Raw genomic sequence first — 20,486 nt, forward strand, 5'->3', positions numbered from 1 at the left:
GTTGGAGATCTTTAAAAGACAATGGAGCCGTTAAGCAAGCTTTAGAGCTTTTATGTCGTTGTAACTATATTCGTGAAATCTCTGGAGACAATAACTCCCAAGGCGGTCGACCTACCATACGCTATGAATGGCATCCTTTAGTGAAAAGTCATAAAACATTTCAATGAATGAATTTTAAATTCCAATAAAACATATAACTTATGTATTCATAAAATGAAACCTTCAAAACATTTCCCATCTATTGGTTTTGGAGGTTTTGGGGGTTTTGGAGGTGCTTTTTATTCCCCTCTTTATATATTTTAAAAATCAAAATAAAAGTCATTATATTTCAATATGTTAATTTTTATCAACTTTTCAAAAAACAATCTATATCAACATTACAACCTGTAAATTCAACTTATAGCATAGGTTTTGTAGGGGTTTTGGGGGTATAGGGGGGGTATATGCTTTTTATCTTTCTTACAAAGCAAGCAATAAAAGCCTATCAAAACATACATTCTGATATCTTAAAAGCACATATCAAATTTGTCTTTTTTCCATAAAACGAACAGCAAATTTCACTATTTTGCTGATCTTACCTCATGTCATAGGCTGTGGATAAGTAGCCTTTAATAAAATTTCTTTTTAAGCAGGTTATGGGTCTTTAGCACCCTTTTTTTATTTTATTATTGCTATTTGTTTTAAATAGATCTAGCAAATTCTATTTAAAGTTTTTTGACATCGATAGATCAACGCTTATAAAGCGGTGGGGTTTTATTATAAATGCTTCAATCTCATAACAAACCACTGACATTACGCTCTCTGTTACAATCCTACCGTGATCATACAGAAAGTGCGCGCGATAGAGGAACTTCTTTTGAAAAGTTTGTAATTGCTTATTTGACGCAAGACCCTCTACAATGCCAAGAATATGAAAAGGTTCAAACCTATTGTGAATGGGCAAAAGAGCATGGGGAAGATGGACGTGATATTGGCATTGATCTGGTTGCTAAAATTCGTGATGAAGAAGGATATGCCGCTATTCAATGTAAGTTTTATAGTGCAAATCATCAGATCAAGAAAGAAGATATTGATAGCTTTATAGCAGCGTCTGGCAAGAAAATATTCACACGCCGTATTCTGGTTGATAGCACCGAAGGTAATTGGAGTAACAATGCCGATCTCACCTGTGAAGGACAAGGAGTCCGCATTCAACGGATTAATCTTTTTGATCTGGAAAACAGTCAAATAGATTGGTCAACCTTTGAAAGCAAAGGGAAAGCTACTCTTAAGAAAAAAGAACCGAAAAATCTTTTAGATCATCAACAAGAAGCGCTTAAAGCTGTTTGTGACGGTTTACAAGAAGCAGACCGCGGCAAGCTGATTATGGCGTGTGGAACGGGAAAGACCTTTACCAGTCTGAAGATAGCAGAAGCTCTTGCTGGTCAAGGTAAACGTGTTTTATTTCTTGTCCCCTCTCTTTCTTTAATGTCACAAACAATAAGAGAATGGACAGCAGATACAGCAATACCCTTGCGTTCCTTTGCGGTGTGTTCTGATACACAAGTCGGCAAGCGTCGTAAAGCCCAAGATGATGCTGCCGAACTCGATGTCTCGGATCTCGCTCTACCAGCAACAACAGATTCTCAAAAGCTTGGAGAAAAAGCCAATAAGACTTCTCCTGATGCCATGACTGTGGTCTTTGCTACCTACCATTCGATCCAAGTGATTTCGGATGCGCAAAAGAAATATGCTTTACCGGAATTTGATCTGATCATTTGTGATGAAGCACACCGTACCACTGGAGCTGTGTTAGGAACAGACAAGAGTGAATCTGAGTTTATCAAGGTTCATGACAATAGCCTTATTCGGGGCAAGAAACGTCTGTATATGACCGCAACACCTCGTATCTTTAGTGATAATGCCAAAAAACAAGCTAATGAGATTGATGCCGTTCTGGCTTCTATGGATGATGAAGAGCTTTATGGCAAAATCCTTTATTCTTATAGTTTCTCCCATGCTGTAAAAAATGGACTTTTAACGCCTTACAAGATTATCGTTTTAGGTGTTGATGAAGGAGAAGTGAGTAAATCTATCCAGCATCTGATGACAGATAAGAATTATGAACTTATTCTTGATGATAGAACAAAGATCATGGGTTGTTATCAAGCTCTTACCAAAATGGATCTGAAAATTGATCTTGGAGATGATACAAGACCCATGCATCGGGCTTTGGCTTTTTGTAGAGATATTAAAACTTCTGAACGCATATGTAGAACATTCAACGATGAAGAAGTTAAGAAAGATTTACGTGATCTTCATGAAAACCATAAAAATATTCCCCCTCTTAACTGTCAAGCAGATCATATTAATGGAAAATCTGGTGCCAAAAACCGTATGATAAAACTTGACTGGTTGAAAGAAGATGCGGGTGAGAATGTCTGCCGTATATTAACCAATGTACGCTGCCTTTCAGAAGGTGTTGATGTTCCTTCCCTTGATGCGGTTATGTTTTTACACCCGCGTAAAAGCCAAGTGGATGTGATACAAGCAGTAGGACGTGTGATGCGTCGTGCAAAAGGCAAAAAGATGGGTTATATCATTTTGCCGGTTGGTGTTCCTGCTGGTGTTTCACCAGAAGAGGCATTAAAAAACAATAAGAGATACAGTGTTGTCTGGCAAGTTCTCAATGCTTTGCTTGCCCATGATGAGAATTTTAGTAAAACCCTTAACCAGATGGTCTTAGGACAAGACGTAAGCTCTATCATCGACATTGTTACAGTTTCTAAAAAGACCGAATTAGAGAATGTCACCACGGTTATTGACGAAATCACGCTCCACGAAAAATCGGAACAATCCGGACTTCGTATTGGGACACAAGCTCATGAACCGCAACATAGTCATAGCGTAACAGGAAGATTACCCTTTTTTATTGAGTTTCCCAATGCTCTCAAAACACTGATTGTTAAAAAATCTACCATGAGTGATTATTGGGGCATTTGGGCTGGCAATGTTGCTGAGATTGCACAAAACCATATCACACGCCTTCAAACTATGCTTTCTGATCAGACAAGCGAAGCTTATCATGCCTTTGATGCGTTTTATAAGGAATTAAAAAACAACTTAAACAGTGAGATAAAGCAAGAAGAAGCGATTGAGATGTTAGCGCAACATCTTGTAACGCGTCCCGTGTTTGAAGCTTTGTTTGAGGGCAATGAATTTGTGCAAAACAATGCCATTTCGCAAGCAATGGAAAAAATCTTAACAGAACTCGATAAAACCAATATTGAGGAAGAATCCAAAGAATTACAAGAGTTTTATGACAGCGTAAAGTTCCGTGCCTCTGGCATTACAGAACCACAGGCAAGACAAAATCTTATTATCAAGCTTTACGAAGATTTTTTTACCAAGGCATTTAAGAAGACAACGGATAGGCTTGGGATTGTTTATACCCCCGTTGAAGTTGTCGATTTTATCATTCATTCTGTTGATGATGTGTTGCGTAATGAGTTTGGAAAAAGCTTGGGGTCACGTGGAGTTTCTATTCTTGACCCTTTCACTGGAACGGGTACCTTTATCACAAGGCTTTTACAATCAAAGCTCATAAAACCAGAGGATATGGAATATAAGTTCCGTCATGATATCCATGCCAATGAGATTGTTTTGCTAGCGTACTACATAGCAGCCATTAACATTGAATCGACTTATCATAGTTTGAAGAAAGGAGAGTATATTCCTTTCAAACATATTGGTTTAACCGATACATTCCGGATGCTTGAAAAACAAGATCTGATGAGAGGTTTACTAGAGGAAAACAGTGAATATTTAGAACTTCAGAAAAACCTCAATATTGAAGTTATCTTCGGCAATCCTCCTTATTCCGTGGGGCAAAAAAGCGAAAATGATAATGCAAAGAACAGCCCTTATCCCATATTAGATGAACGTATCCGTAAAACTTATGCTGCTCAATCGAAAGTAACGAATATACGAGCACTTTATGACAGCTATATCCGTGCCATTCGTTGGGCAAGTGACCGTATTGTTGATGCTGGGGTAATCGGCTTTGTTTCTGGTTCTGGTTACATAGAAAAGCCAACAATGGATAGCTTACGAAAATCTTTAGCCAAAGAGTTTACGAGTATTTATGTGCTTAATTTACGGGGGGATATTCGTAAAAATATGTTAAGCGATGGGAAAGCTCAAGAAGGTGAAAATGTTTTTGGCAATGGTAGTATGACTGGTATTGCTATAACATTGTTTATCAAAAACCCCAATGTTTCTAGAGATTGTAAAATTTACTATCATGACATTGGTAATAATTTCACGACAAAAGAAAAACTTACAGCTCTTGAATACTTTGGTAGTATTGATGGCATTACACGTGAACAAAGTTGGCAAATGATCACGCCGGATGAACATGGTGATTGGATAAATCAACGTGATGAGAGTTTCAAAACATTCCTAGCCCTAGGTGATAAGAAAAGTCATGGTAAAAAGCTGTTTGAAAATTTTTCTCGCGGTATTATGACGAGTCGTGATGCTTGGACATACAACTCAAGCCCTGAAGCTCTAGCGAAAAACATGAGTAATATGATTGCCTTCTATAACAGTGAAGTGGAACGTTTTAATGATACTTATGCACACACTGACCGTAAAATACATACCAATGTTGTAAATAATTTTGTAAATTCAGATGAAAGTAAGATAAGTTGGAGCCGTGGACTTAAACAAGAGTTGACAAAAAGAAAGTTTTTTGAATTTGAAGAGACATGCCTCATACCAAGTCTGTATCGTCCTTTTACACAACGATGGCTTTATTATAATCGTACCTTCAATGATATGGTTTACCAAATGCCGCGGATATTTCCTATAGAAAAAGCGACTGAAAATAAAGTGATACAAGTTTCTTCTGTAGGAGCAAGAAGTGGATTTTCTATCTTGATGACTAAAAATGTACCTGATGTGAGTGTAATAGATACAGGTCAATGCTTTCCACGCTATATTTACAAAGATGATACGGTTTCAAAAAGTAAAAATGAAAAACAATCCCATTTATTTTTAATTTCTACAGAAGAAAGTAAAACAGCTGGTTTACAGAGGCGTGATGCCATTACTGATGAAGGATTAGCACATTTTAAAGCTGCTTATCCGAATGAAAAAATCACTAAAGATGATTTGTTCTATTACGTCTACGGATTGTTACATTCGGAAGATTATCGTGCTCGTTATGCTGATAACCTCTCTAAAGAATTGCCTCGCATCCCTTGTGTAAAAACTGCTGATGATTTTTGGAAATTTGTAACAGCAGGACATAAACTGGGTCATTTGCACGTGAATTATGAAACTGTAGAACCTTATCCAGTGACCTTTAAAAAGGGTAATCCAAAATTTACAGAGATCTCTAATCCTGAGAAATTCTATTACGTTACAGAAATGAAATTCGCAAAAGCAGGTAAAGAAAAAGATAAATCAACTGTTATTTACAATAGCAATATCATCATGACAGATATACCTCTTGAAGCTTATGAGTATATCGTCAATGGTAAACCCGCTCTTGAATGGGTTATGGGGCGTCAATGCGTAAAGACTGATAAAAAGAGTGGCATTGTGAATGATGCCAATCACTATGCTGTTGAAACCGTTGGCAACCCTGCTTATCCATTAGAGTTGTTTCAAAGGGTTATTACCGTAAGTTTAGAAACAATGAAGATTGTTAAGAACTTACCAAAATTAGAAATAAGAGAAACTGAATAAGCTTATTAAAGCATGCTCACATAATGAGTGTGATAACCTTACAAGGGGTATAAGGTCTTATAACCATATAATCTATACCTCTCTTGTTAAATTGCTTACATACAATCTTTAAAAGGAATGTTTATATGCATTATTCTAAAAAGAAGAAACTTGCACTTTTAAATACTCTTATTTTGATTGCTTTAAGACTTTTAAGAAATCCCATCTTAAAGTGAATACGCTTCTTTTACATTGCCTTTAAGAGGTTATACCGTAATCTAAAATGATAGCTTTATTGTTATCAGAAGCTTTGTTTAAAGAGAGTTATGTATATTCATTTTCTTATATTACTTATAGGTTTTGAAGGTTTCTAACTCCCCCAAAACCCTTACAAAACATATAGCATTAGTTGAATTTAAAGGTTGTATTATTGATATAGGTTGTTTTTTTGGAAACTTGATAAAATTTAACATATTGAAATATAATAAACTTTTATTTTTTATTGAAAAATATGTAAAGGGGGCGGCGTAAAAAGCACCTCCAAAACCCCCAAAACCTCCAAAACTCACAACCATAATGGTCTTGATAGCATTTATTATGATTATAATCCCTTTCTTTTGAAAGGCTTTAAAAGATCACATACTCTCATAAGACATGTTTTAATCATTCACTAAATGATCACTTTTGTCGATTCAATGTACTGACATAAACTGACAAATATATATTTACAGTTGTATTTATTTGTTATGGCTGTTTTAATAAGTTGTATTTTGAAAAATTCATAAAACTTAACTTGTTGAAATATAATGATTTTAATTTTTTCTCATTTAAAAAAAATGATATAGGTTCTAAAAAGAACTGACAAAAATGACAAAAGTTTATTAAAAGAGATTTTGCTCATCTCTATAATTATCATTCTTTCTTTAGATGTTTTCATAAAAAGCAGTAAATCATAATTATCATATATTCTATTTATCATTTCTCTTATGAAAATGGAAAATGATGCCATGGCTATAAAGAACATAACAGCCATAGAGAATGCGTGAAAAAAGCAGGCTTTCATAATCACATGCAAATGAAGGCATGATTATAAAGACAGTCCCTATAAAAAGCTGTTAAGTTGCAAATGTGTTATTAAAAGAAATTAACAGAAATCTTAAAAACCATTTAGTAAAAAAATTGATAGGTTATAAAGATAAAAATACGCATTATGAGAGCGTTTTTAAATATTATAAATGTATAGATTCAGAAAATAACGCAATCGTTTCATAAAGCCTATAATATATCTTTAGAAGCACATAAATATAAAAGAAGCAATTAATAAGCATAAGTTATTATAAATACACAACGTATTTAAAAAATAAGAAAAAATATCAAAAAAGATAGAATATTATTTGACAATAAATACGTATTTTGTTATATAAATAATCAAGTGCTTAACAACACTAAACAGTAAGCGAATAGGTTGCGATAAACCTAATCCTATTAAAAACTGACTATCTTTTATGCTTTTGTTAGCATATATAGTGATTTTGTCGGGTGTAGTTACACCATACAATACCCATTTATGGGAAAAGTGTAACGACGGACTTACTGCCGTGTTTGTTAGCACCCGGCGCCTCTATAGAGATGCCAATAACAAACATTTAATCAGTAAGGTTTAATTATGAAAAATATCTCAAAAAACATCCCCATTATTTCTAACATTGCAAATGAAACCGCCCCTGTTAATCAACAAGAGCCTGCAAAAAAATACGAATTTACCAATGAAAAATTCACTTTTGATGGTCTTACTTTACACCGTATACGTGCTCTAAGAGATTTTGATGATGTTAAGGCGGGAGACCTCGGCGGTTTTATTGAAAATGAAAGTAACTTATCCCATGATGGCAATTGCTGGGTCTATGATAATGCCGCGGTTCTTTTCAATGCAACTGTTTATGAAAATGCTAAAATCTATAATGATGCGAAAATCTTTAGAGGTGCCAAGGTGTGTGGCAATGCTATCGTTAATGGCAAAGCATTGGTTTTTGATACAACCGCTCATATTTATGATAATGCAAAAATTCATGATAACGCTAAGGTCTGTGGGCATGTTTATGGTTATGCCGTAATTAGTGATAATGCTACTATTTCTAATGGTGCCAAGGTTTATGACAATGCCCGTGTCTATGAAAGTGCCTATGTTTGTGGCTATATTTTTGGCAATGCTCGTGTATATGGCAAGTCACGGGTTTATGTCTGGGCGCGGGTTTATGATAATGCCCATGTTTTTTGTAATGCCTGGATTAAGGATTATTCAAGTATCTATGGTCATGCCAAGGTTTCTGGCTCGGCTCGTGTTGGTTGCTTTGTAAGAATTTATGATCATGCCAAGGTCTATGGCAAATCAAATATTGATCATCATGTGCAAATTTATGGCAATGCTGTTGTCAATAGCCGTGCAAAAATTCGTAATGATATCTGTGATGATAATCAGTCACTAAAAGACGCTGCTTAAATAACGCGTGGGCGCGGCGGGGGTGCCCTCCTTTAAACATCTCATTTAAAAATTTAAATCTCTTTATAAAGGAATTGTGCTCATGCAAAAGAAGTTTGCACTCACAAATGAAACGCGTGTATTTGGTAAACATGTTCTCTACCGTATTAAAGCATTAAAAGATTTTGCTGATATCAAAGCAGGTACCTTAGGCGGCTTTATTGAAAAGGAAGATAACCTCTCTCATGAGGGAAATTGCTGGGTGTATGATGAGGCTCTTGTGTTTAAAAATGGTCACGTTTATGAAAATGCAAGGGTTTTTGGCAAGGCTGTCACTTGTGGTCATATCTATGGTCATGCGCGGGTTTATGACAATGCTATCGTTGCTGGCTATGTCTATAATAATGCCCATGTTTATGGCAAGGCTGTTATTTCTAATAATTCCCATGTCTATGGTAATGCGCGTGTTTATGGCAAGGCTATTATTTATGATAATGCCTATGTTTATGACAATGCTAGGGTTTATGAAAACGCTCGTATAGCAAATAACGTACATGTTTATGAAAATGCCAATATTCATGGCATTGCTGTTATTCGTGAAAATGTCGGCGGGTCTACTAAAATAAAAACCTATACTGAACGTCTCTCTCCTTATGGTGAATTAGAGATTGTCTGGGTCTAATCAATAAAGCAGTGTAAATGAAAGCACGGGCGCGGCGGGGGCGCCCTTCTTTAAACATCCCATTCCAAATTTTATCAAACGTTTATCACATTAGATTGTGAGGGTCTTCTATGTGCAAAAAATACGAATTAACCAGTGAAATCAAAAAAATCAAACATGCTCTTACTCGAAATATTATAAACCTTTATCGCATTAAAGCTTTAAAAGATTTTGATGATATAAAGGCGGGGTCTTTAGGCGGCTTTATTGAAAAGGAAGTTAACCTATCCCATGATGGCAATTGCTGGGTGTATGATGAGGCTTGTGTCTACGGTCATGCAAGAGTGTATGAAAATGCAAAAATACGCCATTTTTCTCAAGTCTGTGGTCAAGTTTATGGCAATGCTAAAATCTCATATTGTGCAACGATCTGGGGGCGTGCTTATGGCAATGCAAAAATCAATAAAAAAAGCAAAGTAAGGTTGGTTCCAAAAAATTGTGAGGTTTATGAAAGGGATAATGTTGTCAATATAACTGATAAAACAGAATAAAAACACGCATGGGGCGTGCATTCTTTATGGTTATAAACGCATATAAAATGCATTGCTATAAACATATCATAAAAGAGAGAGTTAAAAAAAAAGCCGTGCCAAGTGATATGACGCGGCTTTCAAATAGCGTTTTTTATTGATTAAAAATAATCATCCACATGGAGTAATGAATGCATATATACAAAACGTATCATATTGCAAGCGCTCTATGAGAGATATGAAAACTTATCAAAAGGAATGTCAATGATGCGTATGATCTTTAATCACTCATTTGAATAAGAGAGCCTATAAACGCTTGTTATGGCTATCAAACGTATCAATCAAATCAAAATGCTCGGTAGCTTTAACAAAACGGTTTTTACATTTACAAGCATTGGTTTTTAAAACAATCTCTCATAAAGACAACAAACAACCGATTTTATCAAACGCAAGGCTTTAAAAACTGTTATAAACATCAGTTTCAAACGTTTAAACGTGCATTTAGAAAAGCTTTCATAAGCGTATTTTCATTTTGCACTCAAATGTAACTTCTTTGCAAATTAATCGCTCTATATTTGGCTAGCAAAATTAAGTAAAATCCCATGCCTTATAATGTTAAATATTTTTGAATTTTGCTTGCTTATCTTTGTCTCAATAGCTGCCCCCAATTTTGGGGTGAGTAAATCACTCAGTCCATATTTGGCTCTGTGCTTTTAAACGGTAACTTTTAAAACGTTTTCTAGTACCATGTCTAAGTAGATAGTATTTTACTGCTATTCCATTGTTCGTTTCCATTTTTTTGTGGAAGCGAATACAGTTTCGTTTTTAAAATTAGCATAGCTGTTGTGATGATACTATATTTATGCTTCTTACTTATCGTTCTAAATTTTTAGAAAGCGTTTTTAAAAGCGATCTTGTCTTTAAATCCTTTTATGCAATCTTTATAAATTAAACCTATAAGCTTATAAAAGTTTTAAATGATTACCTTCTTATAGGATAATCTAATGTTGCGATAACATCTTTAGATTTTACGCTTCTCAATTTTGAGAACTGTAATTTTATGTTTTTATCATGGGATTAACAATCCAATCATTAAAACAAGATGTGATCTTTAAACGTATGTTATCGATAATTCCAAACAACTAAATTTTTAACAATGTGATTTGTGCTGTGATAAAAACGTATCATAAAATTTATAAACTGTTATGAATGATATCGGCTTTTCATTTCATTTGAATACACACATGCGTTATAATATTTGCATCATGCTTAGCTTTTTATGGTCTATTCATACATGGCAATCTTATATAAAAAAGGGTCAAATGGATCATGTATAAAAGTGTGGATTCTTAAGTGGATTCATATAAAATAATTGCATATAACACACTGAATTTATTATGTTTTTATGGAATAAGCGTTTCCGGGGTCTGGAAGTGCTGAAACCGAGCCAGCCTCTTGCTTTTAGTGCTGAAAGCACTTGGACATAACAAGAGCCCTCGGAAATTCTGGGATATCCGCAAAAAGCGGGTTTATTTTATACTCGGTTTCAGGGCTTCCAAGCCCTATTGATCGCTGCGTATACGATCAAAAACACAAGTTCATTCATAGGATAATTTCTTTAAATCGTCAACCAGAGTGACAGCAGTTGTTTTGGTTGTTTTTTGCAAAGTTTACGTGCAACTGTTGCAATGCATCCCTTTATTTTGATGAAATTTAGGACAATTTCTTGGTGATCATTATGGGGTATGTTTAAAATTGTAATTATAAGACTTTATCTATTTATTTTGTATAAAAACGGAAGCTTCTTTTCGCATTTAGAAGCAAAAGACTTTTTAGAGTAAGTATAACATTTGAAGTTGGTAAAGAGGGGAGTTGGTAAAGAGAATGCTGGTGCTGGCGTGTAATGGATTAGCACTAATATTAAAAAGATTGCATGAGCAAAAGAGAGCTTTTCATAGAGCAGTGATTGATAACAGTTTTCTCCAGAAAAAATGAACGAAATTTTCTTATTTTTTATAGGCTACGTTTTCATTGTTTTGCAAAGGGCGCGCTTCTGAGGCAAGCATAATGGGGACGCCATCACGAATAGGATAGGCAAGTTTGGCTTTGAGAGAAATGAGCTCTTGTGTTTCTCGGTTGTAAGAGAGTGTGCTTCTCGTTATTGGACAAACGAGCAATTCGAGCATTTTGGGATCTGTGGTCATTTTTTTCATGTTTTGACGTTTATTAGTTTAAACGGTAATCTGTACCTGTTTGTTTCATGAGTGAGCGTTCTGTTAATGCAAGAAGAGTTTGGGCACGGCTTTCGATATCTGGAGCTTCAAGGAGAGCTTGTTTTTCTGCTGGTGTAAAGGGGATAAGAGCTGAAAAAGCATTAACCAATATAGGTGTAGGGGCTTCTATGATACTGCTCCAATTATATTCCATTTCATGTATGGTTAGATATTTTTCTACAACGTCAAGTAAGCTTTCTCGGTTAATGCTTTCTTCAACATCAAATTCTTGCAAGTCTTTTATGTTTGATTGGATGAGAGCTGTTCGATAGGATTTTGTGTTTGTCAATTCTTGTTCTAAGGTGAAGCGGCAAACACCTTGTAAGATAATGAACAGTTGTCCATTTCCTGTTTCACTGTAGTTTGTAATGCGCCCTATACAGCCTGTTTTATAAAGTTGTGTAGAGAAGCGGTCTGTATTCGATGAAAGTGGTTGAATAATGCCCAATAGACGATCGGTTACCATAACGTTTTCAATCATTTCAAGTGATTCTGGTTCAAAAATGTTGAGTGATAAAAAACCACCGGGTAGTAAGAGTGCACCTTCTAAAGGAAAAAGGGCAATTTGCTTTGGAAGATCATTTTCGCAATTGTAAGAGATATTACCAGCTTTCATGAGTATTTTGTCACCTTTGTTCGGTAGTTTTAGTCTGTAAATAGTTGCAATTTATGACACTATTGAGAAAGCAGAAAACCCACTTCTTGTGCATTAAAATCATACTTATAAAATACTTGAAGTCCTAATTCTAAAAAAGAATATGAGACCCTATCTTTAAGGTTGACTGCGCGCGAAAGAATGTTGCTTTGCGATCTTTTTAGTGTGTGACGTTTTGCATGATTTTCAAGAGGTATTTTTGTTTATAGCTTTTGATTTTTTTCTTAAATTTCCTAAAATGTGTTCCTTGCAATTTTTGTAAGGTTCAAAAGGGTGCTATTATAAATCTTTTGAAGCAGCTTATGCAAGTTTTAAAATGAGAACATTTTCATCACTTTACTAATGACAGTGTGATAAAGATAGGTTATAGATTAGAACATGCTGGAAAGAGCGTTATTGTTTCTTTCATTCTTTTGCGGGAGAGTGCAGATTGCGAGTTTTCGCATTGCCGCCGAAGGGGAAATAGCCCATAATCTCTCAGGCTTTAAGGACCGTAAAAGGAAGAAGGCAGATCTGGAAAGTCGGGAGAACCCGCGCCGAAGGTGTAAGCGAAAAATCTTTTCGCGAGTCTCTCAGGTTGATGACAGAGGGGGCAGAGACGGCCATATTCTGTGGGCGTTAGCGCAGCTTTGGAGTTATTATGGGCACAGCACAAGAAACATCTTTTTTAAAAACACTTCCTTTATATGATCTGCATGAAAAAGCAGGAGCAAAATTTGGCGCTTTTGCGGGGTGGAACATGCCCTTAACTTATCCTCTTGGCGTTTTGAAAGAGCATCTTCATACGCGTGCACATGCGGGTCTTTTTGATATTTCTCATATGAAATTGATTGCCGTTGAAGGGGCACAAGCCGTGGAATTTTTGTCCTATGCTTTTCCCATTGATGCAGCAGCTTTAAAGATTGGGCATTCACGGTATAATTATTTGCTTAATGAGCAGGCTGGTATTCTTGATGATCTTATCATTACCCGTTTGGAAGAGAGCCGTTTTATGTTGGTCGCCAATGCTGGGAATGCACAGGCTGATTTTGTAGAATTGGAAAAGCGTGCGGTTGATTTTGAATGTCAAGTGATTGCTCTTGAAAGGGTATTGCTTGCTCTTCAAGGTCCTGAAGCGGCTGCTGTTCTTGCTGATGCTGATTTACCAGGGAATGAATTGTTCTTTATGCAAGGATTCGAACCACAACAAGATTGGTTTATAACGCGTTCTGGCTATACGGGAGAGGATGGTTTTGAAATTGCTTTGCCTATAGGGCATGCGCATATGTTGGCTGAAAAATTGCTGAGTGATTCTCGTGTTGAGTGGATTGGACTTGCAGCACGCGATAGCTTGCGGTTGGAAGCAGGGCTGTGTTTGCATGGAAATGATATTACCCCTGATACGACACCTATTGATGCGGCTCTAACATGGGCTGTTCCTAAAAGTGTTCGAGAAAAAGCACAATTTTATGGTGCGAAGGCTTTTCTTGAAGCACTGCAAAAAGGACCTGCTCGTTGTCGTGTTGGATTAAAACCGCAAACGCGTCAACCTATTCGTGCTGGTGCGGTGCTTCTTGATGATCAAGGTAATGAGATTGGCATTGTAACATCAGGTGGTTTTGGTCCTTCTTTTGATGGTCCTGTCGCGATGGGTTATGTTCCTGTTGATTGTAAAGTTGAAGGGACACAAGTCTTTACAGAACTGCGAGGCAAAAAGATTGTATTATCAGTTCATTCACTTCCCTTTGTTGAACAACGTTATTTTAAAGGATGATTTTTTATGTCTAAAACTTATTTTACACAAGACCATGAATGGCTTAGCGTTGAAGGGCAAGTGGTGACTGTTGGGGTTACGCATTATGCACAAGAGCAATTAGGGGATTTGGTTTTTGTTGATTTACCACAAAGTGGAACAAAACTTTCCAAAGGAGAGGCGGCGGCTGTTGTGGAATCAGTGAAAGCGGCTTCAGATGTTTATGCTCCTCTTGATGGTGAAGTGGTCGAAATAAATGAAGCATTGGCTGATAATCCTGAATTGGTAAATCAGAAAGCCGAAACAGAAGGCTGGTTATGGAAAATGACATTGCAGGATGAGACACAACTGGAAGGGTTGTTGGATAAAGATGCTTATAAGGCTTTGATTGGATGAGTGTCATGATCGAGCGTTCTTTTTCTTCTCGACATATTGGGCTGCGACCTGATGAAACACAAAAAATGCTTGATATTTTAGAGCTTGATTGTGTTGATACACTCATTTCTCAAGCTGTTCCACGCTCTATCCATTTGGGACGTTCACTGAATCTTCCAGAGGCTGCTAGTGAAGTACAAGCCTTGGAAGAACTCTCCAAGATGATGGAGCGTAATTGTGTGCACAAAAGTTTTATTGGGCAAGGATATCATGGAACTTATGTGCCTCCGGTTATTTTACGAAATCTGTTTGAAAATCCTGCTTGGTATACTGCTTATACGCCTTATCAAGCAGAAATTAGCCAGGGTCGTTTAGAACTTTTGTTTTATTTTCAGACATTGGTGAGTGAACTCACAGGTTTGCCTGTTGCTGCTGCTTCCCTTCTTGATGAAGCAACCGCTTTAGCTGAAGCCAATGCCCTCGCTTTTCGCTTTTCCCGTGAGAAAAAGACGAAGATTTCTGTTCAGAGTCTTTTACATCCTCAGACTTTAAGTGTTGCGCAAACGCGTGCTGAAACACAAGGGATTCAGATTAGCCAAAATGGCGAAATTGCTTCTGATACAGCGGCAATTGTTTTATCTTGGCCAGATACAAAAGGTGCTTTTCATGATTACAGTGAGATCATAAAAGAGGCAAAGGAAAAAGGAGCTTTAGTTATCGTTGTGGCTGATCCTTTAGCACTTACCCTTATGGAGCCACCTGCTCAATGGGGGGCAGATATCGTTGTTGGCTCTATGCAGCGTTATGGCGTTCCGATGGGATTTGGTGGTCCACATGCTGGTTACCTTGCAGTGAGTGATGCGTTAACGCGTCTTATTCCAGGGCGTATTGTTGGTCAATCCGTGGATACGAGAGGGCGTGTTGGTTTTCGTTTAGCTTTGCAAACACGTGAACAACATATTCGACGCGATAAAGCGACGTCAAATATTTGTACAGCTCAGGCGTTGTTGGCTAATATGGCAACTGCTTATGCTGTTTGGCATGGGCCGAAAGGCTTACAAGCAATTGCGCAGCGAATTCATCATTTAACATGCCGTTTTGTTGCTGGTTTAAAGGCTGCAGGTGTTTTTTGTGAAGGAGAATCTTTTTTTGATTGCGTAAGCGTTGTTGTGAAGGGAAAAGCGCGAGAGATTGCGCATCAAGCCAAAATAGGTGGGCGCCTTATTCGTGTTCTCGATGATGACACTATTGCAATTAATTTTGATGAATTATCAACAGAAGAAGATGCTTGTGCTTTAGCGCAGCTTTTGGGGGCACAATTAGGCGATCAGGTTTCTCCTCGACTCTTTGGCAAAAAGCGGGATGCTGCTTTTCTTTCCCAGCCTTTTTTTCATGCGGTTCATTCAGAGACAGATATGATGCGCTTTTTGCGTCGCTTGGCAGATAAGGATTTGGCGCTGGATCGTGCTATGATTCCTCTTGGTTCTTGTACAATGAAGCTTAATGCGGCGGCTGAATTGATGCCTGTGAGTTGGGCTAGTATGGCCAATATACACCCTTTTGTTTCACAAGAGGATGCAGTGGGTTATTTGGAGATGATCGATCAGTTAAATGCGTGGTTGTGCGAAATTACAGGATTTGCGCAAGTTTCTTTTCAGCCAAATTCTGGTGCTCAAGGTGAATATGCGGGGCTTTTGGCTATCCGACGATATTACCAATCACGGGGAGAACATCAACGTACAGTTTGTCTTATTCCTGCATCTGCGCATGGTACCAATCCAGCTTCGGCGCATATGGCAGGTATGGAAGTCGTTGTGGTAAAATGTTTAAGCGATGGTGATGTTGATGTAGACGATCTCAAAATGAAAGCGCAATTGCATAAGGATAAATTGGCTGCTCTCATGATCACTTATCCTTCAACACATGGTGTTTATGAGGAAAGCATTAAGGAGATTTGTTCTATTATTCATGAAAATGGCGGACAAGTCTATTTCGATGGCGCTAATCTCAATGCGCTTGTGGGGCTTGCTCGTCCTGCAGATATTGGCGCTGATGTTTGTCATATGAATCTTCATAAAACATTTGCCATTCCCCACGGAGGTGGTGGTCCTGGTATGGGACCAATTGGAGTTGCAGCGCATCTCAAACCATTCTTACCAGGGCATGAACAGGATGGGACAACACATGCGGTTTCGGCAGCTCCTTATGGAAGTGCGTCTATTCTTGCGATTACATGGATGTATATTCGAATGATGGGGGCTGATGGCTTAAAATATGCAACACAAATAGCCATTTTAAATGCCAATTATATTGCTGCACGTCTTTCACCCGCTTATTCCATTCTTTATCGGGGAAAGCATGGACGTGTTGCTCATGAATGTATTGTGGATACACGTGTGTTAAAAGAGCAGTATGGGGTGAGTGTTGATGATATTGCAAAACGTCTCATTGATTATGGATTCCACGCGCCCACGATGTCATTCCCTGTTCCGGGAACTTTGATGATTGAGCCGACGGAATCAGAACCAAAAGCAGAAATTGATCGTTTCTGTGATGCTTTACTCTCTATTGCTGAAGAAGCAAAGAAAGTTGGTCGTGGGGTTTGGCCAAAAGACAATAATCCATTGGTAAATGCTCCTCATACAGTGGCAGATACTTTAGATGATGCTTGGGAACGACCCTATTCGCGACAAGAAGCTGCTTTTCCCAACAGTTCTCTTGATCCAGCCAGTAAATATTGGCCTCCTGTATCGCGTATTGATAATGTTGCTGGAGACAGAATGCTCATTTGTTCGTGTCCGCCATTGGGAAATACCTATTAAATAACAAATATGTATTTACTTTGTTTATTTACATAAACAAAAAAGCCCACACATTTTGTGTGGGTTTTTTACTTATTGATCATGTTATTATAGAGTTATTTGTCTATTTTCTAGAATTTTGCATAGTTTTTTATAACATGAGAAAAATCGAAAAAGTTGACAAAAAAACTGTGTTTTGTAGGCAATAGGCATGCTCTTCTTTGCCTTCTATCGTATGACATAGTTTTAGTGACTAGATGCATTGGTCTAGCCAGCTAATTCACGTAAACGAGAGTGAAACCTACGGGGATAGGGTCCAGTCTGTTGCATGTGTTGTGACATATTACTCTCACTAAGGTGACTACGACCGGTTGCAGAAAGAATAAAATCAATTTTAGTGCTTTTGATGATAAAGCCCCGCGAAACTCTATTGTTGCATCTTCTTAAGTCAAGAATTGCCTAAATATTTCTCTTTAATCTGCTTTTTATAACTATGACGCAAAAATATGTAAGAACACCTGTCAGAATGAGTAAATGCAAAACCAAATGTATTATGGTTGTTTTTTACAGAGTATCTTATAAAAAGCCGGCACATCTTTCCAATCAATTGTAAGTCAGTTTGTGACTTTACGATGTTGTTTTCCTAAGAGCCCGTGTGTTTTAGCTGTTGTCTGTAAATCCACATCCAATTTCAGAGAAATATAAAGCCGTAAAGGTGAAACTCAATCCTCAGTTTGTCATCTCCTTTTAATTCAGCTTTACGGCTATCAGAAGCATCTAAAGCAATGTTTTTTAATGGGTGCCCAACCTTTATGTAAAACAGAACACTCCAAAAAGAATATGCTTTGGTTGTTAATTCACGTGTTTGTTTTAAAGAGACATTTCGCTCCCAATCCCATTTCGCGACGGCGCTCGTGAATGATACAACGATAAATCTATTGAGAGCTCCCAATCTTTAGGCTCTATGAAGGAAGAAGTTGGCACTATCATACACTTTTTCAGCCGCTTAATGTTATAGCTATTGGCACTTGAGATGGTTCATAAGAGGTATTCTTTTCTTAAATCATTTTTATCTACACATAGTCCAGTTTGTGGTATGCAAGCGAATGATTTTGATTGCTTCACTATGAACAAAGCTGAAAATAAGAGAAACTTACAAGACTGGATGTTTTGTTTGATATCTAGAGAATTAATATTTTGGTTTAATTGGGCAATTAATTTTAAAAACTTTGCAATAGATTCTTTTTTGTCAATTTATGGAGAAAAGGCTAAGTTTTTGTATTTTGAGTGAAAGCTACTTCCATAAAACAGTTCATCAATTTGTCTATTTTGAGATTTCTGTGAATGTGCGGTGTCTTTTATGTGATTGATTGTTTAAAATCTTTCGTAAAAGCTCCTCAATTTTCTAAAATGATGATTTTTATCAATTTATTTTTTAAAAGAGTTTTTATGTGTAAATGTATTTATAGCGGGAGCCAAGAGATGTTAGAATTTCATTGGGAAGGGTATCGGCATCTATAGATACTTTTTCAAGTGTTTGATGGGGTCCAATGAGTTCTACCCAGTCACCTGTTTGAGGTTTTTGATCAAGATCGGTCGTATTTACAATAATGGAATCCATAGAAACCCGCCCAACCATGGGAAGTTTGTGCCCGTTGAAATAAACTGTTCCTTTATTCGAAAGAGCACGGAGCCAGCCGTCTGCGTAGCCTATAGAAATGGTTGCAAGAGTGCTTGGTCTGTTGGTTATAAAGCTTTCTCCATAACCAACAGGTTCTCCTGCATCAACAACGCGGTTTTGAATAACTTGGGCTTCAAGTTTTAAAACAGGTTTCAGAGGTGATGGGTATTTCCCTCGCGGATCAACTCCGTAAAGTGCAATGCCTGGACGAACAAGATCAAAATAAAAATCTGATCCTAGAAAGATACCTCCAGAATTAGCAAAGGAAACTTTGCAAGCAGGCAATTGCGCAAGGATGGTTTTTAAAGTAGCCAATTGTGTATAATTGGATGAATGTGTTTTGTCTTCTCCATTCGCGAGGTGACTGAGAATATATTTTATTTCTGCTTTTTCGAAAATTGTAGGGTGTTTGATGAGTTTTTGTAATTCTTTTTGATCCAGTCCTAATCGGTTCATATGGGTATCGATTTGAACAATTGCTGGAAATTTTTTATCTTTTTTTTGACAAATTTTTTGCCAATTTTCAATGGCATTCCAAGAGTTTAGAACAGGAACAATACCAGATTGTGCGACAAATTCTTCTGCTAAGTGTGGAAGTCCATTCAGAAGAGCAATCGTGACATTTGATGGTAAAATGCTTTTTAATTGGAGTGCTTCTATGATTTGGGCGACAAAAAAAGTGCGACAACCAGCTTGATAAAGGGCAGGAGCAATTTTGTGAGCTCCTAATCCATAGGCATTTGCCTTTACAACTGCTGAACATTGTGTTGGAGCTACACGTTTGGCTAAAGTGATATAATTGGAAACAATGGCACTGACATCGATGGTTGCTACAGCTACATAGAGTGATGTATTGATTTCATCATTAACGGATTTTTTCATTTTAAAAGCTTATCTGTGTTCGTGAAATACGGAGTTTTTTGGTTATTTCATTGAGGTTCTTTACGATATAGGGAAAGACACTATTTTCCATGGTCAAAATCATAAGGAGCTTATACTGAATTACACACCATTAAAGTCGTTTTTTATGTAAAATGGTACTCTGGATATAAGAGATATTTTAGTTTTATTTGTGTTATTAGCAACACGGTATCTTCTAATAATTTGTAAAACATAGACTTTTGTTTTTTACTTATTTTTCCTAGTTGAGGCATATAAAAAAATAAAACATAGTTTATTGTATTGTATCATTTTGAAGAGTGCAATATTAGGCTGTTGTTGCTGGTGCGATTGTTTGGATTAAACATTGCATGGGCTGCTTATTCAGAGAAGGTAAAATGATTAAATTAACCACTCTAAATCAATGCATTACAAGTTTTCTATCATGGGGGAAAGATCACTTATCTGTGCAATTTTGGATGTCGTCTCATGCACTTAAAGTTATTTTTGTTAAATGGAAAACAGTGTGTAAACACTTTCTGATACATTAAAAACTGTTGATTTAGAAAGCCCGTTGATTTGGATGTTGTTGGTTTTCAAGATGGATTGGGTATCCAATATTTACTTTCTATTGTTTGATTGGTTTTTAGTCAAATCAATTTTATCGCTTTATAGTGCGCGTTAGACTCTTTTATTTATGGATATTTA

The 20,486-nt window shown here is 36.9% G+C and carries 10 protein-coding genes and 1 riboswitch; of the genes, 7 read left to right on the forward strand and 3 right to left on the reverse strand.

Features of this window, described 5'->3' with window-relative positions:
* Positions 1–762 precede the first annotated feature (762 nt).
* The 4 genes from ACFIJR_RS07945 to ACFIJR_RS07960 all read left to right on the forward strand — a co-directional run bounded on the left by ACFIJR_RS07945 (position 763) and on the right by ACFIJR_RS07960 (position 9,403).
* Complete coding sequence (locus ACFIJR_RS07945; protein ID WP_375653948.1) at positions 763–5,733, forward strand: DEAD/DEAH box helicase; 4,971 nt, start codon at positions 763–765, stop codon at positions 5,731–5,733.
* Positions 5,734–7,378: 1,645 nt separating this feature from the next.
* On the forward strand, positions 7,379–8,212 hold the full coding sequence (locus ACFIJR_RS07950) for a hypothetical protein (protein WP_375653949.1): 834 nt from the start codon (positions 7,379–7,381) through the stop codon (positions 8,210–8,212).
* Positions 8,213–8,294: 82 nt separating this feature from the next.
* Entirely contained in the window at positions 8,295–8,873 is a 579-nt protein-coding gene (locus tag ACFIJR_RS07955; RefSeq protein WP_375653950.1) for a hypothetical protein, read from the forward strand.
* Positions 8,874–8,983: 110 nt separating this feature from the next.
* Positions 8,984–9,403 (forward strand): hypothetical protein, encoded by a 420-nt coding sequence (locus ACFIJR_RS07960; protein WP_375653952.1) that lies wholly within the window; start codon positions 8,984–8,986, stop codon positions 9,401–9,403.
* A 1,985-nt stretch (positions 9,404–11,388) separates the two neighbouring features.
* On the opposite strand, the gene ACFIJR_RS07965 is transcribed toward ACFIJR_RS07960, so the two are convergent.
* Positions 11,389–11,595 (reverse strand): Trm112 family protein, encoded by a 207-nt coding sequence (locus ACFIJR_RS07965; protein WP_375653953.1) that lies wholly within the window; start codon positions 11,593–11,595, stop codon positions 11,389–11,391.
* A 13-nt stretch (positions 11,596–11,608) separates the two neighbouring features.
* A complete protein-coding gene (locus tag ACFIJR_RS07970; protein ID WP_375644963.1) occupies positions 11,609–12,271 on the reverse strand; it encodes an LON peptidase substrate-binding domain-containing protein in 663 nt (220 codons plus the stop codon).
* 445 nt (positions 12,272–12,716) lie between these two features.
* A riboswitch (glycine riboswitch) is annotated at positions 12,717–12,814 on the forward strand.
* 136 nt (positions 12,815–12,950) lie between these two features.
* Between ACFIJR_RS07970 and gcvT the strand changes: the two genes are divergently transcribed.
* Genes gcvT through gcvP form a run of 3 tightly spaced genes read left to right on the forward strand, consistent with a single transcriptional unit; the run spans position 12,951 to position 17,239 of the window.
* Entirely contained in the window at positions 12,951–14,063 is a 1,113-nt protein-coding gene (gene gcvT / locus ACFIJR_RS07975; RefSeq protein ID WP_375627441.1) for a glycine cleavage system aminomethyltransferase GcvT, read from the forward strand.
* A gap of 6 nt (positions 14,064–14,069) precedes the next feature.
* Positions 14,070–14,438, forward strand: a complete 369-nt coding sequence (gene gcvH / locus ACFIJR_RS07980; protein ID WP_375627440.1) for a glycine cleavage system protein GcvH — start codon at positions 14,070–14,072, stop codon at positions 14,436–14,438.
* A 5-nt stretch (positions 14,439–14,443) separates the two neighbouring features.
* Entirely contained in the window at positions 14,444–17,239 is a 2,796-nt protein-coding gene (gene gcvP, locus ACFIJR_RS07985) for an aminomethyl-transferring glycine dehydrogenase (RefSeq protein WP_375627444.1), read from the forward strand.
* A gap of 1,426 nt (positions 17,240–18,665) precedes the next feature.
* Here gcvP and alr read toward each other — a convergent pair.
* Positions 18,666–19,781: an alanine racemase gene (gene alr, locus ACFIJR_RS07990; protein WP_375653955.1), complete on the reverse strand. Its 1,116-nt coding sequence runs from the start codon at positions 19,779–19,781 to the stop codon at positions 18,666–18,668.
* Between the last annotated feature and the right edge of the window lie 705 nt (positions 19,782–20,486).

The sequence above is a fragment of the Bartonella sp. OD88NMGDW genome (assembly GCF_042193775.1).
GTDB classification, from domain to species: domain Bacteria; phylum Pseudomonadota; class Alphaproteobacteria; order Rhizobiales; family Rhizobiaceae; genus Bartonella; species Bartonella grahamii.

Excerpts from the sequence above, each read along its gene's own strand:
- ACFIJR_RS07955 (WP_375653950.1), top strand. The coding sequence starts at position 8,295 with ATGCAAAAGAAGTTTGCACTCACAAATGAAACGCGTGTATTTGGTAAA.
- ACFIJR_RS07950 (WP_375653949.1), top strand. The coding sequence starts at position 7,379 with ATGAAAAATATCTCAAAAAACATCCCCATTATTTCTAACATTGCAAAT.
- alr (WP_375653955.1), bottom strand. The coding sequence starts at position 19,781 with ATGAAAAAATCCGTTAATGATGAAATCAATACATCACTCTATGTAGCT.
- gcvH (WP_375627440.1), top strand. The coding sequence starts at position 14,070 with ATGTCTAAAACTTATTTTACACAAGACCATGAATGGCTTAGCGTTGAA.
- ACFIJR_RS07960 (WP_375653952.1), top strand. The coding sequence starts at position 8,984 with ATGTGCAAAAAATACGAATTAACCAGTGAAATCAAAAAAATCAAACAT.
- gcvT (WP_375627441.1), top strand. The coding sequence starts at position 12,951 with ATGGGCACAGCACAAGAAACATCTTTTTTAAAAACACTTCCTTTATAT.
- gcvP (WP_375627444.1), top strand. The coding sequence starts at position 14,444 with ATGATCGAGCGTTCTTTTTCTTCTCGACATATTGGGCTGCGACCTGAT.
- ACFIJR_RS07945 (WP_375653948.1), top strand. The coding sequence starts at position 763 with ATGCTTCAATCTCATAACAAACCACTGACATTACGCTCTCTGTTACAA.
- ACFIJR_RS07965 (WP_375653953.1), bottom strand. The coding sequence starts at position 11,595 with ATGAAAAAAATGACCACAGATCCCAAAATGCTCGAATTGCTCGTTTGT.
- ACFIJR_RS07970 (WP_375644963.1), bottom strand. The coding sequence starts at position 12,271 with ATGAAAGCTGGTAATATCTCTTACAATTGCGAAAATGATCTTCCAAAG.